This window comes from Streptomyces sp. NPDC048516 (genome assembly GCF_043199875.1).
Taxonomy (GTDB): domain Bacteria; phylum Actinomycetota; class Actinomycetes; order Streptomycetales; family Streptomycetaceae; genus Streptomyces.
Genome location: NZ_JBICWS010000002.1, coordinates 714,851 through 729,345, shown reverse-complemented (window position 1 = coordinate 729,345; position 14,495 = coordinate 714,851). Strand labels below are relative to the sequence as shown.

14 protein-coding genes are annotated in these 14,495 nt (G+C 71.8%); 8 read left to right on the top strand and 6 right to left on the bottom strand.

All coding sequences use genetic code 11. The annotated features are described in order from the left end of the window. Positions 1-3 precede the first annotated feature (3 nt). The 3 genes from ACGFR7_RS07115 (at position 4) to ACGFR7_RS07105 (ending at position 3,664) form a co-directional block, all read left to right on the top strand. Positions 4-777, top strand: a complete 774-nt coding sequence (locus ACGFR7_RS07115) for an ABC transporter permease (protein ID WP_393314065.1) — start codon at positions 4-6, stop codon at positions 775-777. A 236-nt stretch (positions 778-1,013) separates the two neighbouring features. Further along, positions 1,014-2,306 carry an ABC transporter ATP-binding protein gene (locus ACGFR7_RS07110; protein WP_393314062.1) on the top strand — a complete coding sequence of 431 codons (1,293 nt, stop codon included), beginning with the start codon at positions 1,014-1,016 and terminating at the stop codon, positions 2,304-2,306. Beyond that, entirely contained in the window at positions 2,303-3,664 is a 1,362-nt protein-coding gene (locus tag ACGFR7_RS07105) for an ABC transporter permease subunit (RefSeq protein ID WP_393314059.1), read from the top strand. The genes ACGFR7_RS07110 and ACGFR7_RS07105 overlap by 4 nt, the downstream gene beginning before the upstream one ends. 89 nt (positions 3,665-3,753) lie before the next feature. Here the strand turns inward: ACGFR7_RS07105 and ACGFR7_RS07100 are convergent, their stop codons facing one another. Continuing rightward, the gene (locus tag ACGFR7_RS07100) at positions 3,754-4,101 is read right to left on the bottom strand and encodes an ATP/GTP-binding protein (protein ID WP_393314056.1); all 348 of its coding nucleotides are present in this window, start codon (positions 4,099-4,101) and stop codon (positions 3,754-3,756) included. 186 nt (positions 4,102-4,287) lie between these two features. On the opposite strand from ACGFR7_RS07100, the gene ACGFR7_RS07095 reads away from it, so the two are divergent. Continuing rightward, positions 4,288-5,337: an LLM class flavin-dependent oxidoreductase gene (locus tag ACGFR7_RS07095; protein ID WP_393314053.1), complete on the top strand. Its 1,050-nt coding sequence runs from the start codon at positions 4,288-4,290 to the stop codon at positions 5,335-5,337. 201 nt (positions 5,338-5,538) lie between these two features. On the opposite strand, the gene ACGFR7_RS07090 is transcribed toward ACGFR7_RS07095, so the two are convergent. Then, the gene (locus ACGFR7_RS07090) at positions 5,539-5,931 is read right to left on the bottom strand and encodes an SCO5389 family protein (protein WP_030080104.1); all 393 of its coding nucleotides are present in this window, start codon (positions 5,929-5,931) and stop codon (positions 5,539-5,541) included. A 249-nt stretch (positions 5,932-6,180) separates the two neighbouring features. Here ACGFR7_RS07090 and nucS point away from each other — a divergent pair, with 249 nt between their 5' ends. Continuing rightward, complete coding sequence (gene nucS / locus ACGFR7_RS07085) at positions 6,181-6,843, top strand: endonuclease NucS (RefSeq protein WP_042148800.1); 663 nt, start codon at positions 6,181-6,183, stop codon at positions 6,841-6,843. A gap of 120 nt (positions 6,844-6,963) precedes the next feature. Here nucS and ACGFR7_RS07080 read toward each other — a convergent pair whose 3' ends face one another. The 4 genes from ACGFR7_RS07080 to ACGFR7_RS07065 all read right to left on the bottom strand — a co-directional run bounded on the left by ACGFR7_RS07080 (position 6,964) and on the right by ACGFR7_RS07065 (position 12,119). Further along, entirely contained in the window at positions 6,964-9,627 is a 2,664-nt protein-coding gene (locus ACGFR7_RS07080) for an ATP-binding protein (RefSeq protein ID WP_393314048.1), read from the bottom strand. A gap of 374 nt (positions 9,628-10,001) precedes the next feature. Then, positions 10,002-10,325 carry an STAS domain-containing protein gene (locus ACGFR7_RS07075; protein ID WP_086718276.1) on the bottom strand — a complete coding sequence of 108 codons (324 nt, stop codon included), beginning with the start codon at positions 10,323-10,325 and terminating at the stop codon, positions 10,002-10,004. A gap of 147 nt (positions 10,326-10,472) precedes the next feature. Beyond that, complete coding sequence (locus ACGFR7_RS07070; RefSeq protein ID WP_393314045.1) at positions 10,473-11,321, bottom strand: 3-hydroxyacyl-CoA dehydrogenase family protein; 849 nt, start codon at positions 11,319-11,321, stop codon at positions 10,473-10,475. 156 nt (positions 11,322-11,477) lie between these two features. Continuing rightward, positions 11,478-12,119: a TetR/AcrR family transcriptional regulator gene (locus ACGFR7_RS07065; protein ID WP_393314042.1), complete on the bottom strand. Its 642-nt coding sequence runs from the start codon at positions 12,117-12,119 to the stop codon at positions 11,478-11,480. A gap of 80 nt (positions 12,120-12,199) precedes the next feature. Between ACGFR7_RS07065 and ACGFR7_RS07060 the strand changes: the two genes are divergently transcribed. The 3 genes from ACGFR7_RS07060 (at position 12,200) to ACGFR7_RS07050 (ending at position 14,443) form a co-directional block, all read left to right on the top strand. Beyond that, positions 12,200-12,982 carry an ABC transporter ATP-binding protein gene (locus tag ACGFR7_RS07060; protein WP_393314039.1) on the top strand — a complete coding sequence of 261 codons (783 nt, stop codon included), beginning with the start codon at positions 12,200-12,202 and terminating at the stop codon, positions 12,980-12,982. Positions 12,983-13,132: 150 nt separating this feature from the next. Beyond that, a complete protein-coding gene (locus ACGFR7_RS07055) occupies positions 13,133-13,861 on the top strand; it encodes an ABC transporter permease (RefSeq protein WP_393314252.1) in 729 nt (242 codons plus the stop codon). Between the two features lie 9 nt (positions 13,862-13,870). Next, a complete protein-coding gene (locus tag ACGFR7_RS07050; protein WP_393314037.1) occupies positions 13,871-14,443 on the top strand; it encodes a cob(I)yrinic acid a,c-diamide adenosyltransferase in 573 nt (190 codons plus the stop codon). Positions 14,444-14,495 lie beyond the last annotated feature (52 nt).

The window sequence follows — 14,495 nt, the reverse complement described above, 5'->3', positions numbered from 1 at the left end:
CGGATGGCGGCGGTCGGGCAGGTCATTCGGTCGGAGTGGACCAAGATCAGATCGGTGCGGTCCACGGTGTGGACGCTGGGCATCGCTGTCGTGGTCACCGTGGGGCTGGGTGTGGTGATCTGCAGCCTGACCAGCAGCGACTTCAACTCGATGCCGGCCAGGGCCCGGCTGGCGTTCGACGCCACCAACATCAGCTTCGCCGGGATGGGGCTGGGCCAGCTGGCAATGATCGTCTTCGGGGTGCTGGTGGTGTCGAACGAGTACAGCACCGGCATGATCCGCGCCTCGCTGGCGGCCGTACCGCAGCGCGGCACCTTCCTGTTCTGCAAGCTGCTGGTGGCCACGGCGCTGGTCTTCGTCGTCGGTCTGGCGACCAGCTTCGTGACGTTCTTCGCCGGGCAGTCGGCGCTGGGCGATCTCCGGGCGCATATCGGGGATCCGGGCGTGCTGCGCGCGGTGATCGGCGGCGGGCTCTATATGACGCTGATCGCGCTGTTCTCGATGGCGGTGGCCACCATGCTGCGCAGCCCGATGCTTTCGCTGGGCATTCTGATGCCGTTCTTCTTCCTCATTTCCAACATTCTCGGAAATGTCACGGCGACCCGGAAAATCGGCCGCTTTCTGCCGGACCAGGCGGGTTCAAAGATCATGCAAGTGGTGACGCCCGCCAACAGTGATGTGCCGTACGGCCCGTGGGGCGGACTGGCAATCATGATCGCTTGGACGGCCGCGGCGCTCGTCGGCGGCTTCGTACTCCTGAAAAAGCGCGACGCATGACGGATCGCGCCCGGTGGGGAGCGCCAAGCGGGTCGCGGTTCGCGGGTAGCGGGTAGCGGAGTCGCCAAGCCACGCGGCCGCACCGCCGCCAAGCCGCGAGACGGCACATCCGGAGCCCGGCGGGGCAGTCGGGAGCATGAGGAATTGACGGGAACCGTCAACGGCCGGATAGCCTCCTAACCCTCACGGGGGTACGAGGGCGCCTCTGCCCCGACGATCTCGCGAGGGGCGGAGAATTGATCGAGGCAGTCGGCCTGACGAAGCGCTACGGCGCCAAGACGGCCGTGTACGACCTGTCGTTCCAGGTAAGGCCGGGCACGGTGACCGGCTTCCTGGGGCCCAACGGCTCCGGTAAGTCGACCACCATGCGCATGATTCTGGGCCTGGACGCACCGACCTCGGGGCGGGCCACCATCGCCGGCCGGCCCTTCCGCAGCCTCCCCAACGCTCCGCGCCAGGTGGGCGCGCTGCTCGACGCCAAGGCCGTGCACGGCGGCCGCAGCGCGCGCCAGCATCTGCTCTCGCTCGCCCAGCTGTCCGGTATTCCCGCCCGCCGGGTCGACGAGGTGCTGGGGGTTGTCGGTCTCCAGGACGTCGCCGGGCGGCGCTCCAAGGGCTTCTCGCTCGGGATGGGCCAGCGGCTGGGCATCGCCGCGGCACTGCTCGGCGATCCGCAGGTGCTGCTCTTCGACGAGCCGGTCAACGGCCTCGACCCCGAAGGCATCCTGTGGGTGCGCAATCTGATGAAGCAGCTGGCGGCCGAGGGCCGTACGGTCTTCGTCTCCTCGCATCTGATGAGCGAAATGGCGCTGACCGCCGAGCACTTGATCGTGATCGGCCGTGGACAGCTGATGGCGGACATGCCGGTCAAGGACTTCATCTCGGCCAACTCCGCTGATTTCGCCCGGGTGCGTACGCCGGACACCGAGCCGGAGCAGCGGGAGAAGCTGACCGCCGCGCTCGGTGAGGCCGGCGGGCAGGTCGCGCCCGAGCCGGACGGCTCGCTGCGGGTCACCGGGCTGCCGCTCCCCCGCATCAGCGATCTCGCGCACCAGGCCGACGTCAGGCTGTGGGAGCTCTCTCCGCACCAGGCGTCGCTGGAAGAGGCGTACATGCAGCTGACGCAGGGCGCCGTGGACTACCGCTCGACACACGACCAGCGGGCCGGTCTGCAGGGTGCCCCCGCCGGGTACGCCCCGCAGGGTGCCGCGCCGCAGGGTGCCGCGCCGCAGGGGTTTGCGGGCGGACCCGGATACCCGGCCGGCCGGCCGGGCCAGGCCACGGCCGGTGTTCCCGGCCAGGGGCAGCCGAACCCGTACGCCCAGCAGGATCCGTACGCGCAGCAGGATCCGTACGGACAGCGGGCGGCCGGGGCGGCCCCGGGGCCGGGCTATCCGCCGCCCGCGCAGGCTCAAGGTCACCCGTACGGGTCACCCGAGTCCTACGGCGCACCTCACCCGTACGGGCAGCAGCCCGCCGCGCCGATGCCGCCCGCCGCCCCCGCCGACCACCACGAGGACGCCCGATGACCAGCCCTCAGCAGCCGCAGCCCCAGCCGCAGCCTGAGCGCGGACCCCACGACACCGGCGCACAGCAGCAGCCGATGCCGGCCGCGCCCCCGATGCCGCCCGCCGCCCCGCAGGGCGCCGCACCTCAGCAGCAGGGCACCCCGCCGCCCCAGGCGCAGCCCGCAGGTCCGGAGCAGCCCGCGCCGCAGCAGCACGCGCCCGCCAAGGAGGCCGGCACGATGATGCTCCAGGCCCAGCAGGCACCCGGGCAGCCCGCACCCGCCAAGGAAGCGGGCACGATGACGCTCCAGGCCCAGCAGGCACCCGGGCAGCCCGCACCCGCCCGGGAAGCCGGCACCATGACGCTCCAGGCCCAACAGGCTCCCCAGCCCCAGCAGGCCCAGCAGGCGCCCGTACCGCAGCCGCTCGCCGCGCACGGACCGGGCAAGGACGCGGGCACGATGATGCTCCAGGCCCAGGCCCAGGCACCGGCACCGGCCCAGGGCCAGGGCCAGGGCCAGGCCCCGCAGCCTCCCGCCCAGCCGCACCCCCAGCAGGCCTACGCCGGCGGACCGGCCGGCTATGTCTCGCCCATCCCGGTGCGCCCCACCCACCTCGGCCATGCGCTGCTCTCCGAGTGGACAAAGATCCGCTCCGTCCGCTCGACGCTCTGGACGGTCGGCGTGATGATCCTCCTGACGGTGGGCATCGGCCTGCTGGCGGGCTCGGTCATCGCCGGGCACAGCGACTCGATCGGCCCCGACTCACCCCTGAGTTATGGCACCTTCGGAATGATGATGGGCCTGATCCCCGTGATCACCCTGGGGGTGCTGGTGATCTCCTCCGAGTACAGCACCGGAATGGTCCGCACCACCCTTACGGCGTGCCCGGCCCGCGCCCGGATCCTGACCGCCAAGGCGATCGTCTTCTTCGTCCTGAGCTTCGTCCTCGCCCTGGTGACCTCGACCGTGGTGGCCCTCGCGCAGTACTCCATGGTCAGTGGCCTGAAGATCACGAACGAACCGACCGGCGCGGACTGGTTCAAGGCCACGGTGGGAGTGGGCCTCTTCGTCGCCATGGTCGGGCTGCTCTCGCTGGCCGTCGGCGCCCTGCTGCGGCACTCCGCGGGCGCGATCACCCTCATGATCGGCGTCTATCTGCTGCCGTTGGTGCTGGCGATCTTCATGCGGTCGAAGAGCCTTGAGGACATCCAGCTCTGGCTCATGGAGTACGCGTTCCCCAGCCAGCTCGGCGTGATGTACAGCAGCGCCCTCGCCAACGCCGGCCCGTCCGGCTGGGATCCCCTGTGGATCGTCACGGGCCTGACGGCCGTCACCCTCGGTGCCGCCTACGCGGTCATCAACAAGCGCGACGTCTGAGACGGTCCGGCCGCACCGGCGCCTTCGGGCGCCGGGGAGCGGCCGGACGTTGCCCTCCGCCCCGGGCCGCCACCCTGGGTGAACAGGCCCTAGTACCGGGGCGCGTTACGGGACCGCTGGAGCCGCGCGCTCCGGCGGTCCCGTGCGTTCCAGCACGCCTTGTGCCAGTGCCGGCGGTCCTCGACGTCGCCGTGCTGCGGCCAGGCGACCACATGCGGGACCCCGGGCGGGATCTCCTGGTCGCAACCGGGGCAGCGGTAGCGCTTGGCCGCGCCGCCGCCCCCGACGTGCCGCACGACCCAGTCCTCGCCGCGCCAGTCCTCGGTGGTCTCCCAGCCTCCGCTGCCCGGAGGCGCTCCCATCCGGCCGTAGGGGTCACCGCCCGTGCGGTCGATGGGCTTCGCACCGCCGTGCTGGCGGTTTCGGCGCGGGGACACTGAACACCTCGGATATGTACGGAGTCACGGGCTGTCACCAGCGTACGCGGCGCGGTCAGGGGCGGACGCCGCGCGGCAGGATTCTGCGATCATCAGGAAATTTCGCGTCAGACCGTGCCCTTGGCACGTGTCACACGTTGTTGCCTGTAAGGGGGAGTCGCGTCGGCTGCGAGGAGGCAGAGAGCGATGCGCGTTGGGGCTTTCATCCTGGCCGCTCAATTCCCCGGTCAGGGACAGGGGGAGGCACTGCACCGCGCGGTGCGCTCCGCGGAGGTCGCGGAGGAGGCCGGACTCGACGATGTCTGGCTGGCGGAACACCACTTCGTACCCTACGGCGTCTGCCCGAACGCGGCGACGCTGGCCGGGCTGCTGCTGGGCCGGACCCGCAGGATCGGCGTCGGGACGGCGGTGAGCGTGCTGCCGACCCAGCACCCGGTGGCGCTGGGTGAGCAGGCGGCGCTGCTGCATCTCACCTCCGACGGGCGGTTCACCCTCGGCGTCGGCCGGGGCGGTCCGTGGGTCGATCTGGAGGTGTTCGGTTCCGGACTCGAAGCGTATGACCACGGCTTCCCGGAATCGCTCGATCTGCTGATGCGCTGGCTGCGAGAGCCCCGGGTCGGCGCGCAGGGCGAGCGCTATACGTTCCGCGAAGTGGCGGTGGTACCGCGTCCGGCCGAGGCACTGACCCTTCCGGACGATCCGGGGGCCGGTCCTCCGGGCCCGCCGGTCGTGGTCGCCTGCACCTCCCCCTCGTCGGTGCGCACGGCTGCCGCGCGCGGGCTGCCGATGCTGCTGGGTATGCACTGCGGCGACGAGGAGAAGGCGGAGATGGTCGCGCTGTGGCGGGCGGCCGCGCGGGAGGCCGGGCTGGACGGCGACGCGGTGGCCGCGGCCGGGCATGTCTCGGCCGGCGTGGTGCAGATCGCCGACGACCGTGAGGCCGCGCGCGAGACCCTGACGAAGGCGATGCCCGGCTGGTTGCGGCAGGGCCTGGGCGCCCATGTGACGGTCGACGGCCGCTATCGCGCGATGCGCGATCCGCTGGCCTACACGGAGTTGCTGTGCGGGCTGCACCCCGTCGGTCCGCCGCAGTTGTGTGCGGACCGGCTGGCGGCGACCTCGGAGCGAACGGGCATCACACGCTTCGCGCTGCTCGTCGAGGGCTCCGGCGATCTTGCGGCGACGGAGGAGAACGTCCGACGGCTGGGCACCGAGGTGCTCTCGCAGCTGGAGTGACCGGGTCCGGTACGGCGGACGGCAGGCGGAGGCCGGGTGTGGATGCCGCGCGCGGGTACCGGTGACGGCGCCCGCGATGCGGTGGCGCGAGAGTGCGAGGGCGTCGTACGTGGGAGCGGTGGTCCCGGTGTGAGTGGTGCTGCCGCTGGCGCACCGGCACGGTGCTGGTCATCACCGTGTGCGCAGCGGCAGCAACTCCGTTCAGCAGTCGCGGAGTTCGGGCGACTGGTTCAGCAGCTGACCCCGGATGGACGTGAAACGGGCCAGTCGGTCGTCCACCACCGGGTCGAGCGGGAAAACCGCGACGCGGTGGCAGTTCTGAAAGGCGAGCCGCACACCGAAGTGGCGCTCAAGGGAACCACGGATGGCGTCACTCGCCAGCGCGCGCAGCAGCTGGCCGCGCGCCTGCTCGTCCGGCGGCGGCGTCTGATTGTCGGCGAACTCTCCGCCGTCCACCTTCAGCTGGGCCACCAGAGAGCTGATCATCCCCCATGCGTAGGGCAGGGAGGTCCGGACGCAGTCGACAAATGCGGCTTCGTCGACCTCGCCTCGCTCGGCCTGTTCGAGGAGGGCCGGTGAGACGTCGAGCGACATGAGGTTCTCCTCTCGCGGCCCCGCCGGGACGGACGGGGCCTAGGGACGGGGCTGGGGGCATTGCGACGGAGCGTGTTCGATTCACAACCCCCCGCTGTAACGGTATGCCGCACAAGTGGCCCGCACCAGGAGATTGCACATACAACCGGCCATTGGTGAGCGCCGGGGGTGCGGGGATTTCCCCCGTAAAGGCCCGGTGATCCAGGGCGAATCGCGTGGGGGGCCTCCGGTCGAGTAGCGTTTCGCCCCATGCGTCTCGTCATCGCCCGCTGCTCCGTGGACTACGCGGGCCGGCTCACCGCCCATCTCCCCTCGGCCCCTCGCCTCATCCTGGTGAAAGCGGACGGCTCCGTCTCCATTCACGCGGACGACCGGGCCTACAAACCCCTCAACTGGATGTCGCCGCCCTGCACTCTCAAGGAGGGCGACGGGGAGGTGTGGACGGTCGAGAACAAGGGGGGCGAGAAGCTGATCATCACCCTCGAGGAGGTCATGCACGACTCCTCGCACGAGCTCGGCGTCGACCCGGGACTCATCAAGGACGGGGTGGAGGCGCACCTCCAGGAGCTGCTGGCGGACCGGATCGAAACCTTGGGCGAGGGATACTCGCTGATTCGGCGTGAATACCCCACTGCCATCGGCCCGGTGGATATCTTGTGCCGGGACGCCGACAACCAGACCGTCGCCGTCGAGATCAAGCGGCGCGGTGAGATCGACGGAGTCGAGCAGCTCACCCGCTATCTCGAACTCCTCAACCGTGACCCGCACTTGGCGCCGGTGAAGGGCATCTTCGCGGCACAGGAGATCAAGCCGCAGGCGCGGGTGCTGGCCACCGACCGCGGTATCGGCTGCGTCGTCCTGGACTATGACGCGCTGCGTGGCATCGAGGACGACAAGCTGCGGCTGTTCTGACCCCGCGGCCCCGGGAACGGCGGCCGCACAGTACGCGCACAGTACGAGGGCCCGGTACGTGTACCGGGCCCTCGTACTGTGCGCCGTCAGCCGGCCGCCGGCCGGGACGGCGCGGGGCCGTCAGCCGGCCGGGGCGCTCTGCGTACCGGAGTCGGAGGGAGTCGTTCCGTTCGACGGGGCGGAGCCACTGCCGCCGGACGAGCTGCCGGACGGGGTGGTGGCGGCGCTGCCGGAGGGGGTGGTGGCGGCGCTGTCGGAGGGGGTGGCGCCACGGTCTCCGGAGGAGCTGCCGGAGGGGTTGGCGGCCGACTGCGAAGGGCTCTGTGACGTCGGCTTGCCCGTGCCGGGGTCGTCGCTGGGCGTCGGATCCGGCGATGTGTCCGTCGGGTCGTCCGTCGGCGTCGGATCCGTCGGGTCGTCGGTCGGCGGGCGGGTGTGGGTCGGCCGGCCGGTGGGCGTGGTGGGCCGCCCGGTCGGCTCGGTCGGGCCGGCCGTCGGGCCCGTGGGCCCGGTGCTGGGATCGGTGGGCGAGTCACTGGTGGCGGGGTCGCTGGCGGACGGCGACGGACTCTGCGAGCGGGCGGGGGTGCCGGGCGGGGAGGTGCCGGGGCCGGTGGGCGGCCGGCTGGAGCCCGTGGCGGGCTGTTCGGCCGGCAGTTCGCTGCTGTCGCCGTCGTCCGTGGTCTGCTCGGTGCTGACCTTGTCGTCGTGCGGGTGGTCACCACCGGTCGCCCCGAGGGTGACGACGGTGCCGAGGACGGCCGCCAGCAGCGCGCCGGCGCCCGCGGCCACGACATTGCGGCGTGCCCCGCCGAACACCCGCCCAGCGCCCTTGCCGGTCTTGGCGCCGCTTCCGGTCACGGCCGTGGTGGCGGCGGTCGCCGAGGCGCCCCGGGCGGTGATCGTGGCTGCGGTCTCCTCGGCGCGTGCCGCCCGCAGCTCGGCGGTCGAGACGCCGTCGCGCGGTGTGGCGGCCGGCTTCTTCGACGCGTCAGGTGACGGTACCGAGGCCGCGGCCGCCGCTTGCGGGAGCGCCGTGGTGGCCGCCGCGGCCGCGTCGGCCCGCGAACGGTCGGTGACCAGCGCCAGGGCCCGCCGTCCGGCCACCGCACCATTGCGGTCGGAGAGCACCCCGCGCAGCCCGATGGACGCCTCCAGCTCGGCGCGCGCCCGGTCCAGGCTGCCGGTGCACAGCGCCAGTACGCCCAGCTCGTGGTGGAAGTAGGCCTCTTCGGCGACCTCCCCGGCCAGCCGCGCGGCCTCCTGGCCGTGCCGCAGGCTGCGCTCCCACGCGTTCCAGTGCAGGGCGGCGGCGAACGCCGGGGCGGCCGTACGGGCGAGCAGCACGGCCGCGCTGGCGTGCCCGCTCTCCCGGCTTCCGGTCAGCGCCCCCATGGCCGCCAGCACCACATCGGATTCGGCGGCGGCCCGCTCGGGCGTGACCGAGGGGTGACCGGCCCACCAGGCGTAGTGCTGAGCGGCGGTGTGCGCCCGTGCGGCCGCGCCCTCCGCGTAGCCGGCCGCTTCCAATTGCTCCTGGACGGTGGCGGCGAGCCGGTAGTGGCTGCCGACCGGGGTGATCAGGCCGCAGGCCAGCAGCTCGCCGAGGGCGGCGTCGGCGTGGGTGTCCTGGGTGAGGGCCGGCAGGTGCGCCTGGTGGGGCAGCTCGCCGCCGAGCGCGACGGCGAAGCGCAGCGTCTCCTGAGCGGCGGCGCCCAGCCGCGACGCGAGCAGCGGGGCGGGCGCGGCGGCCTCGCCGAGGGACGGCAAGGGCACCTCGGCCTGCTCGCCCGGCTCGTCGGCGGCGGTACCGGTGTCGGCCACGGTGCCGGTGCCGGCCGCCCCCTCCTCGGGGAAGAGGCCGTAGCCGTCGTCGAGGGCGCCCGGTGCCCCCCGCATCCGGTCACGCTGCCGCAGCAGCGCTGCGGCCTGGACGAAGCGCAGCGGCAGCCCCTCGGACTCGAACCAGAGGTCGGCGGACCAGGCCTCCTCGTCGTCGGTGAGCGGCCGGTCCACGGCGCGCTCCAGCAGCCGGGCACAGCCGGCCCGGCCGAGACCGCCGAGGAAGACCTCTTCGAGGTGCGAGCCGGGGCTGGGGGCCGCGACGTCGGGCGTGGCGGCGATCAGGAAGGCGCATTCGGGGGTGGCGTCGAGCAGTTCGTCGAGCGCGGCGCCGCCGAATTCCAGGTCGTCCAGGACGACGATGGCGCCGATCTCGGCGATCATGCGCAGCAGTTCGGCCCGGTCGGGGCGGTGCCGCGGAGCCCGGTACACGGCGGCGTACAGCGCGTACAGCAGGTCGGTGGCGGTGCGGTGGTAGCCGGAGAGCCGGATGACGCCGTCGGGGGCGAGATCGGCGCAGGCGGTGGCGGCGGCGTCCAGCAGCCGGGTGCGGCCCGAGCCGGAGGGGCCGGTGACGCGTACCGAGCGGCCGCGGGAGAGCAGCCGGACCAGGCGTTCGGTGTCCTCGGTGCGCTCTTCGAGCACACCCTCGTGACCGGCGGCCCCGGGCGGGCCCGGGGGCGCGGCGGCGCGGGCGGCCGCGGCGCGTTCCTGCGGGTCGAGCCTGCTGGGGGCCTCGGGGCGCTCCCCGGGCGGGCAGGGTTCTATTTCGCTGCCGTCGACGGGGTTGACGGTGACGAGGTAGGCGCCGGAGACGAGCCGGACGACGCGGGCGGGTCCGCCGGAGCCGCTGCGCGCGCCGCCGAACGCGGGGGCCGGCGGCTCGGCAGGGCTGCCCTGCTCGCCGTACTCCTCAGGTCCCCGGTGGCTGTTCGGGTCCATGCTGCAAGCTCCCAGATCTGGCGTGCCGACTGCGCTTCCGGCCGTCCGCACTCCCCCGGCTCCGGCAGGTCGTCCTCAGCCGTCGCGTCTGGTCCGGTGCCCGCCGCGGATGATGACATACGGGCGGGAACCGAACCTTAGACCTGCAGGGCGGGCCGGTGCACCGCCGGGGGCCGGTCCTGACCGGAACTTCCCGGATTGGTCGGTATCACGCGGTTTACGACATTTCCGTGGCCCGGCTCTTCAGTTTTCGTCATGCTTCGGGCTCGATCCTGATCGCCCGGGGGCACCCCGGACCTGCGTGCGGGCGGCCGGACCCGCGTACGGGAGGCCGGACCGGGGTGCGAGACGCCGGGCGGCCCGCCCCGCCCGCCTCACACCCGAGGGAGCGATTCCGCCTCGATGCCGCCCTCGATGGCGAGGATGCGGTGCAGCCGGGTGGCGACGAGCAGGCGCTGCATCTGCGGCGGCACTCCGCGCAGCACCAGCCTGCGGCCCACCCGGCCGGCACGGCGGTGCGCGCCCATGATCACGCCGAGGCCGGTGGCGTCCCAGGAATCCAGCTCGGTCAGGTCCAGCACGAGATCGCCCCGACCGGAGTCGACGGCGGCGTGCAGGGCCGTACGGGCGTCCGCCGCGCTGCGGACGTCGAGGCGGCCCCCGACAACCAGCTCGGCGTGGTCGCCCCTGATGTGCATATGCGCTCCCCGATGTCATGGGTGGTGACGCCTGAACGTCTACAGAACTGACTGCCTCTCATGCGGCGAAGTTGCCGCCTGTAAGCGAACCGATACCGAATTCACCCCTCGGGGCGACACCGCCGGCCCGAGGGGGCTGACGCGGCCTCAGTGCTCGTAGAAGCCCTGCCCACTCTTGCGACCGATATCGCCCGCATCGACCATTCGCCGCATGATCTCCGGCGGTGCGAACTTCTCGTCCTGGGACTCGGTGTAGATGTTGTCGGTGGCGTGCAGCAGGATGTCGACGCCCGTCAGGTCGGCGGTGGCCAGCGGTCCCATCGCATGGCCGAAGCCCAACTTGCAGGCGGTGTCGATGTCCTCGGCGCTGGCCACGCCCGATTCGTAGAGCTTGGCGGCCTCGACGACCAGTGCCGAGATCAGGCGCGTGGTGACAAATCCGGCCACATCGCGGTTGACGACCACGCAGGTCTTGCCGACCGACTCGGCGAACTGCCGGGCGGTGGCCAGGGCTTCGTCGCTGGTCTTGTAACCACGGACCAGCTCGCACAGCTGCATCATCGGCACCGGCGAGAAGAAGTGCGTACCGACGACCCGCTCGGGACGGGAGGTGACCGCGGCGATCTTGGTGATCGGGATGGCCGAGGTATTGGAGGCCAGCACCGCCTCGTCCTTGACGAGCTTGTCCAGCGACTGGAAGATCTCGCGCTTGACGTCGATCCGCTCGAAGACGGCCTCGACGACGATGTCGGCGTCGGCGACGGCCTCCAGGTCGGTCGTGGTGGTGATGCGGGCCAGCGCCTGCTCGGCGTCGGCCGCCGGCAGCTTGCCCTTGGCGACGAACTTCTCGAACGAGGCCTCGATACCGCCCTTGCCCCGGGACAGCGCCCCGTCCGTCACATCGCGAAGAACCACGTCCCAGCCCGCCTGGGCGGAGACCTGCGCGATACCGGACCCCATGAGTCCGGCCCCGATGACGGCGAGCTTCTTTGCCACTGCTGTCCCCTCACACCCTGTGCATTTGACGGTCCTGGGTGACGTTAGCGCTCGTGAGCGATCGTTTGGAGGGTAAGAGATGCGCGTCACGTCTCAGATGACGGACGTCACACCGACGGGGCCCGCGGGCGGCGCGCGGAGGGGGACAGCCCGCCGTCAGCCGGTCGTCCGTACGGCGTAGTTGAGGACCTTCTCCCCCAGCAGCTCCGCCATCTCGTCGAGGAGGACCAGAGCCTCCCGGGAGACCTCGGCGGGCTTGCGGCCGGCGAGCATCTGGTGCGTGATCCAGCCCATCAGGCTCTGGTGCACCCAGCCGATCTGGCCTGCCATCAGGCCCGGCAGCGGATCGCCGGCCGCGGCACCGGTCTCCTCCCGGAGTGTTTCCTCCAGGTTGAGGTGGGTCTCCTGCTGCATGTACCAGAGGCGGGCCTTGAGGGTGGGCGCCCCGTGCACCACCCGCATGAACCGGTCGTAACCCTCCATCAGGCCCACCCGCGGCGAGACCGCCTCGACCTCCTCGCGCAGCTCCCGCAGCACGGCGGCGGCGGCGGACTCCCCGGCCGCCCGGCCGCGCACAAAGCGCGAGAGCCGGTCCACGACGCCCTTGCTCCGGTCGAAGAAGAGGTCTTCCTTGGCCGGGAAGTAGTTGTAGACGGTGTTCACGGAGACATCCGCGGCCTCGGCGACCTCCGCGATGGTCACCGCGTCGAAGCCCCGCGCAAGGAACAGGCCGGTGGCCACGTCCGAGATGTACTGGCGGGTCTGCCGCTTCTTCCGCTCCCTGAGCCCTTCTGCCATGCCCTCACCCTACCTTTCTCTGGGCTCCATTAAATTTTGGGGGCATTGCAATTTTTCAGTCCCTCTGTTTTTCTGGGGGCATGTCCGTCCTCCACGCGTCCGGACTCACCCGGACCTTCACCACCCCACGCGGCACCGTCGAGGCGGTACGCGGCATCGACCTCACCGCCGAGCGCGGCGAGATCCTCGGCTTCCTCGGCCCCAACGGCGCCGGGAAGACCACGACCCTGCGGATGCTCACGACCCTGCTGGCGCCCACCACGGGCACCGCGACCGTCGCCGGCTGCGACCTCGTGCGCGATGCGGCGGGCGTACGCCGCGCCACCGGCTACGTCGCCCAGTCCGGCGGCGTCGACCCCCATGTCTCGCTGCGCGAGGAGCTGGTCACCCAGGCCCGCCTCTACCGCCTCGGCAAGGCCGAAGCCCGGTCCCGCGCCGAGGAGCTGGCCGCCGACCTGGGCCTGGACGACCTGCTCGACCGCAAGACCGCCACTCTCTCCGGCGGCCAGCGGCGCCGGCTCGACCTCGCCATGGGCCTCACCCACCGCCCCCAGGTGCTGTTCCTCGACGAGCCGACCACCGGCCTCGACCCGGGCGGCCGCGCCGATCTGTGGGACCTGGTCCGCCGGATCCGCACCGAACACGGCACCACCGTCTTCCTGACCACCCACTACCTCGACGAGGCCGATGCGCTGGCCGACCGGCTGGTGATCGTCGACAAGGGCGTGGTGGTCGCCGAGGGCACCCCCGACGCCCTCAAACGCGCCCATGCAGGCTCCCCCGACGCGTCCTTGCAGGACGCCTTCCTCGCCCTCACCGGGCGCGGCGCCACGCCCCGCGACCCGGCCCCCGTCGCCGTCTAGGAGCCCCCCTTGCCCGCCTCGCCCGCCTCATCCACCTCGCCGCACTCTTCCCCCTCGCACTCCCTCTCCTCCCCCTCGCCCTCCTCTTCCCCCTCGCCCTCCCTCTCCTCCCCCTTCTCCTCCTTCTCCTCCTTCCTCTCCGACACCGCGCTGATCTTCGGGCGATACGCCCGCCAAACCCTGCGCTCCAGGCTCCAGATGCTCTTCGGCGTGCTGATGCCGCTGCTGTACCTGCTCTTCTTCGGGCCGCTGCTGACCGATCTGCCGCTGTCCTCGTCCGGCAGTTCCTGGCAGGTGCTGGTACCCGGGCTGCTACTCCAACTCGCCCTGTTCGGCGCCTCGTTCTGCGGTTTCGGCATCATCGTCGAGAAACAGCACGGGGTCGTGGAGCGGATGCGGGTGACGCCGGTGAGCCGGCCGGCGCTGCTGCTGGGGCGGGTGCTGCGGGACGCCGCGCTGTTCGTCCTCCAGGCGGTGCTGCTGGTGCTGGCCGCGCTGGCCATGGGGCTGCGGGCACCGCTGCCCGGCATCCTCATCGGCTTTGCGTTCGTCGCCGTGCTGACCGTGGCGCTGGCCTCGCTGTCGTACGCGCTGGCGCTGAGGGTCAGCACACCGCAGGAGTTCGGACCGGTCATCAACTCCGTCACCATGCCCGCGATGCTGCTGTCCGGGCTGATGCTGCCGATGGCGCTGGGGCCCAAGTGGCTCGATGTGCTGTCGCACTTCATGCCGTTCCGCTATCTCGTGGACGCGGTGCGGGCGGCCTTCGTCGGCTCGTACGCCTCCTCGGCCATGCTCTACGGCGTGCTGGTGGCGGCCGCCTTCGCCACCCTGTCCGTGACCTACTGCACCCGGGTCTTCCGCAGGTCCGCGGCGTAGGCTCGCCTCATGGTGAATCTGACGCGCATCTACACCCGCACCGGCGACAAGGGCACCACCGCCCTGGGCGACATGAGCCGTACCGCCAAGACCGATTCGCGGATCTCGGCGTACGCGGACGCCAATGAGGCCAACGCGGCGATCGGCGTCGCCCTGGCGCTCGGCTCGCTCCCCGAGGACGTCGCGGCGGTATTGCTGCGGGTGCAGAACGACCTGTTCGACGTCGGCGCGGACCTGTCGACGCCGGTGGTGGAGAACCCGCAATTCCCGCCGCTGCGCGTCGAGCAGAGCTATATCGACAAGCTGGAGGCGGACTGCGACCGCTTCCTGGCGGAGCTGGAGAAGCTGCGCAGCTTCATCCTTCCCGGCGGGACGGCCGGCGCGGCGCTGCTGCACCAGGCGTGCACGGTCGTCCGCCGCGCGGAGCGCGCGACCTGGGCCGCCTTCGAGGAGCACGGCGAGACCATGAACCCGCTCACGGCCACCTACCTCAACCGCCTCTCCGACCTCCTGTTCATCCTGGCCCGCACGGCAAACAAGGAGGTCGGGGACGTGCTGTGGGTGCCCGGCGGAGAGCGCTGAGCCGCGGTCGCGCCGGGCGGGCGAGCGGGCAGACGGACAGGCAGGCAGGCGG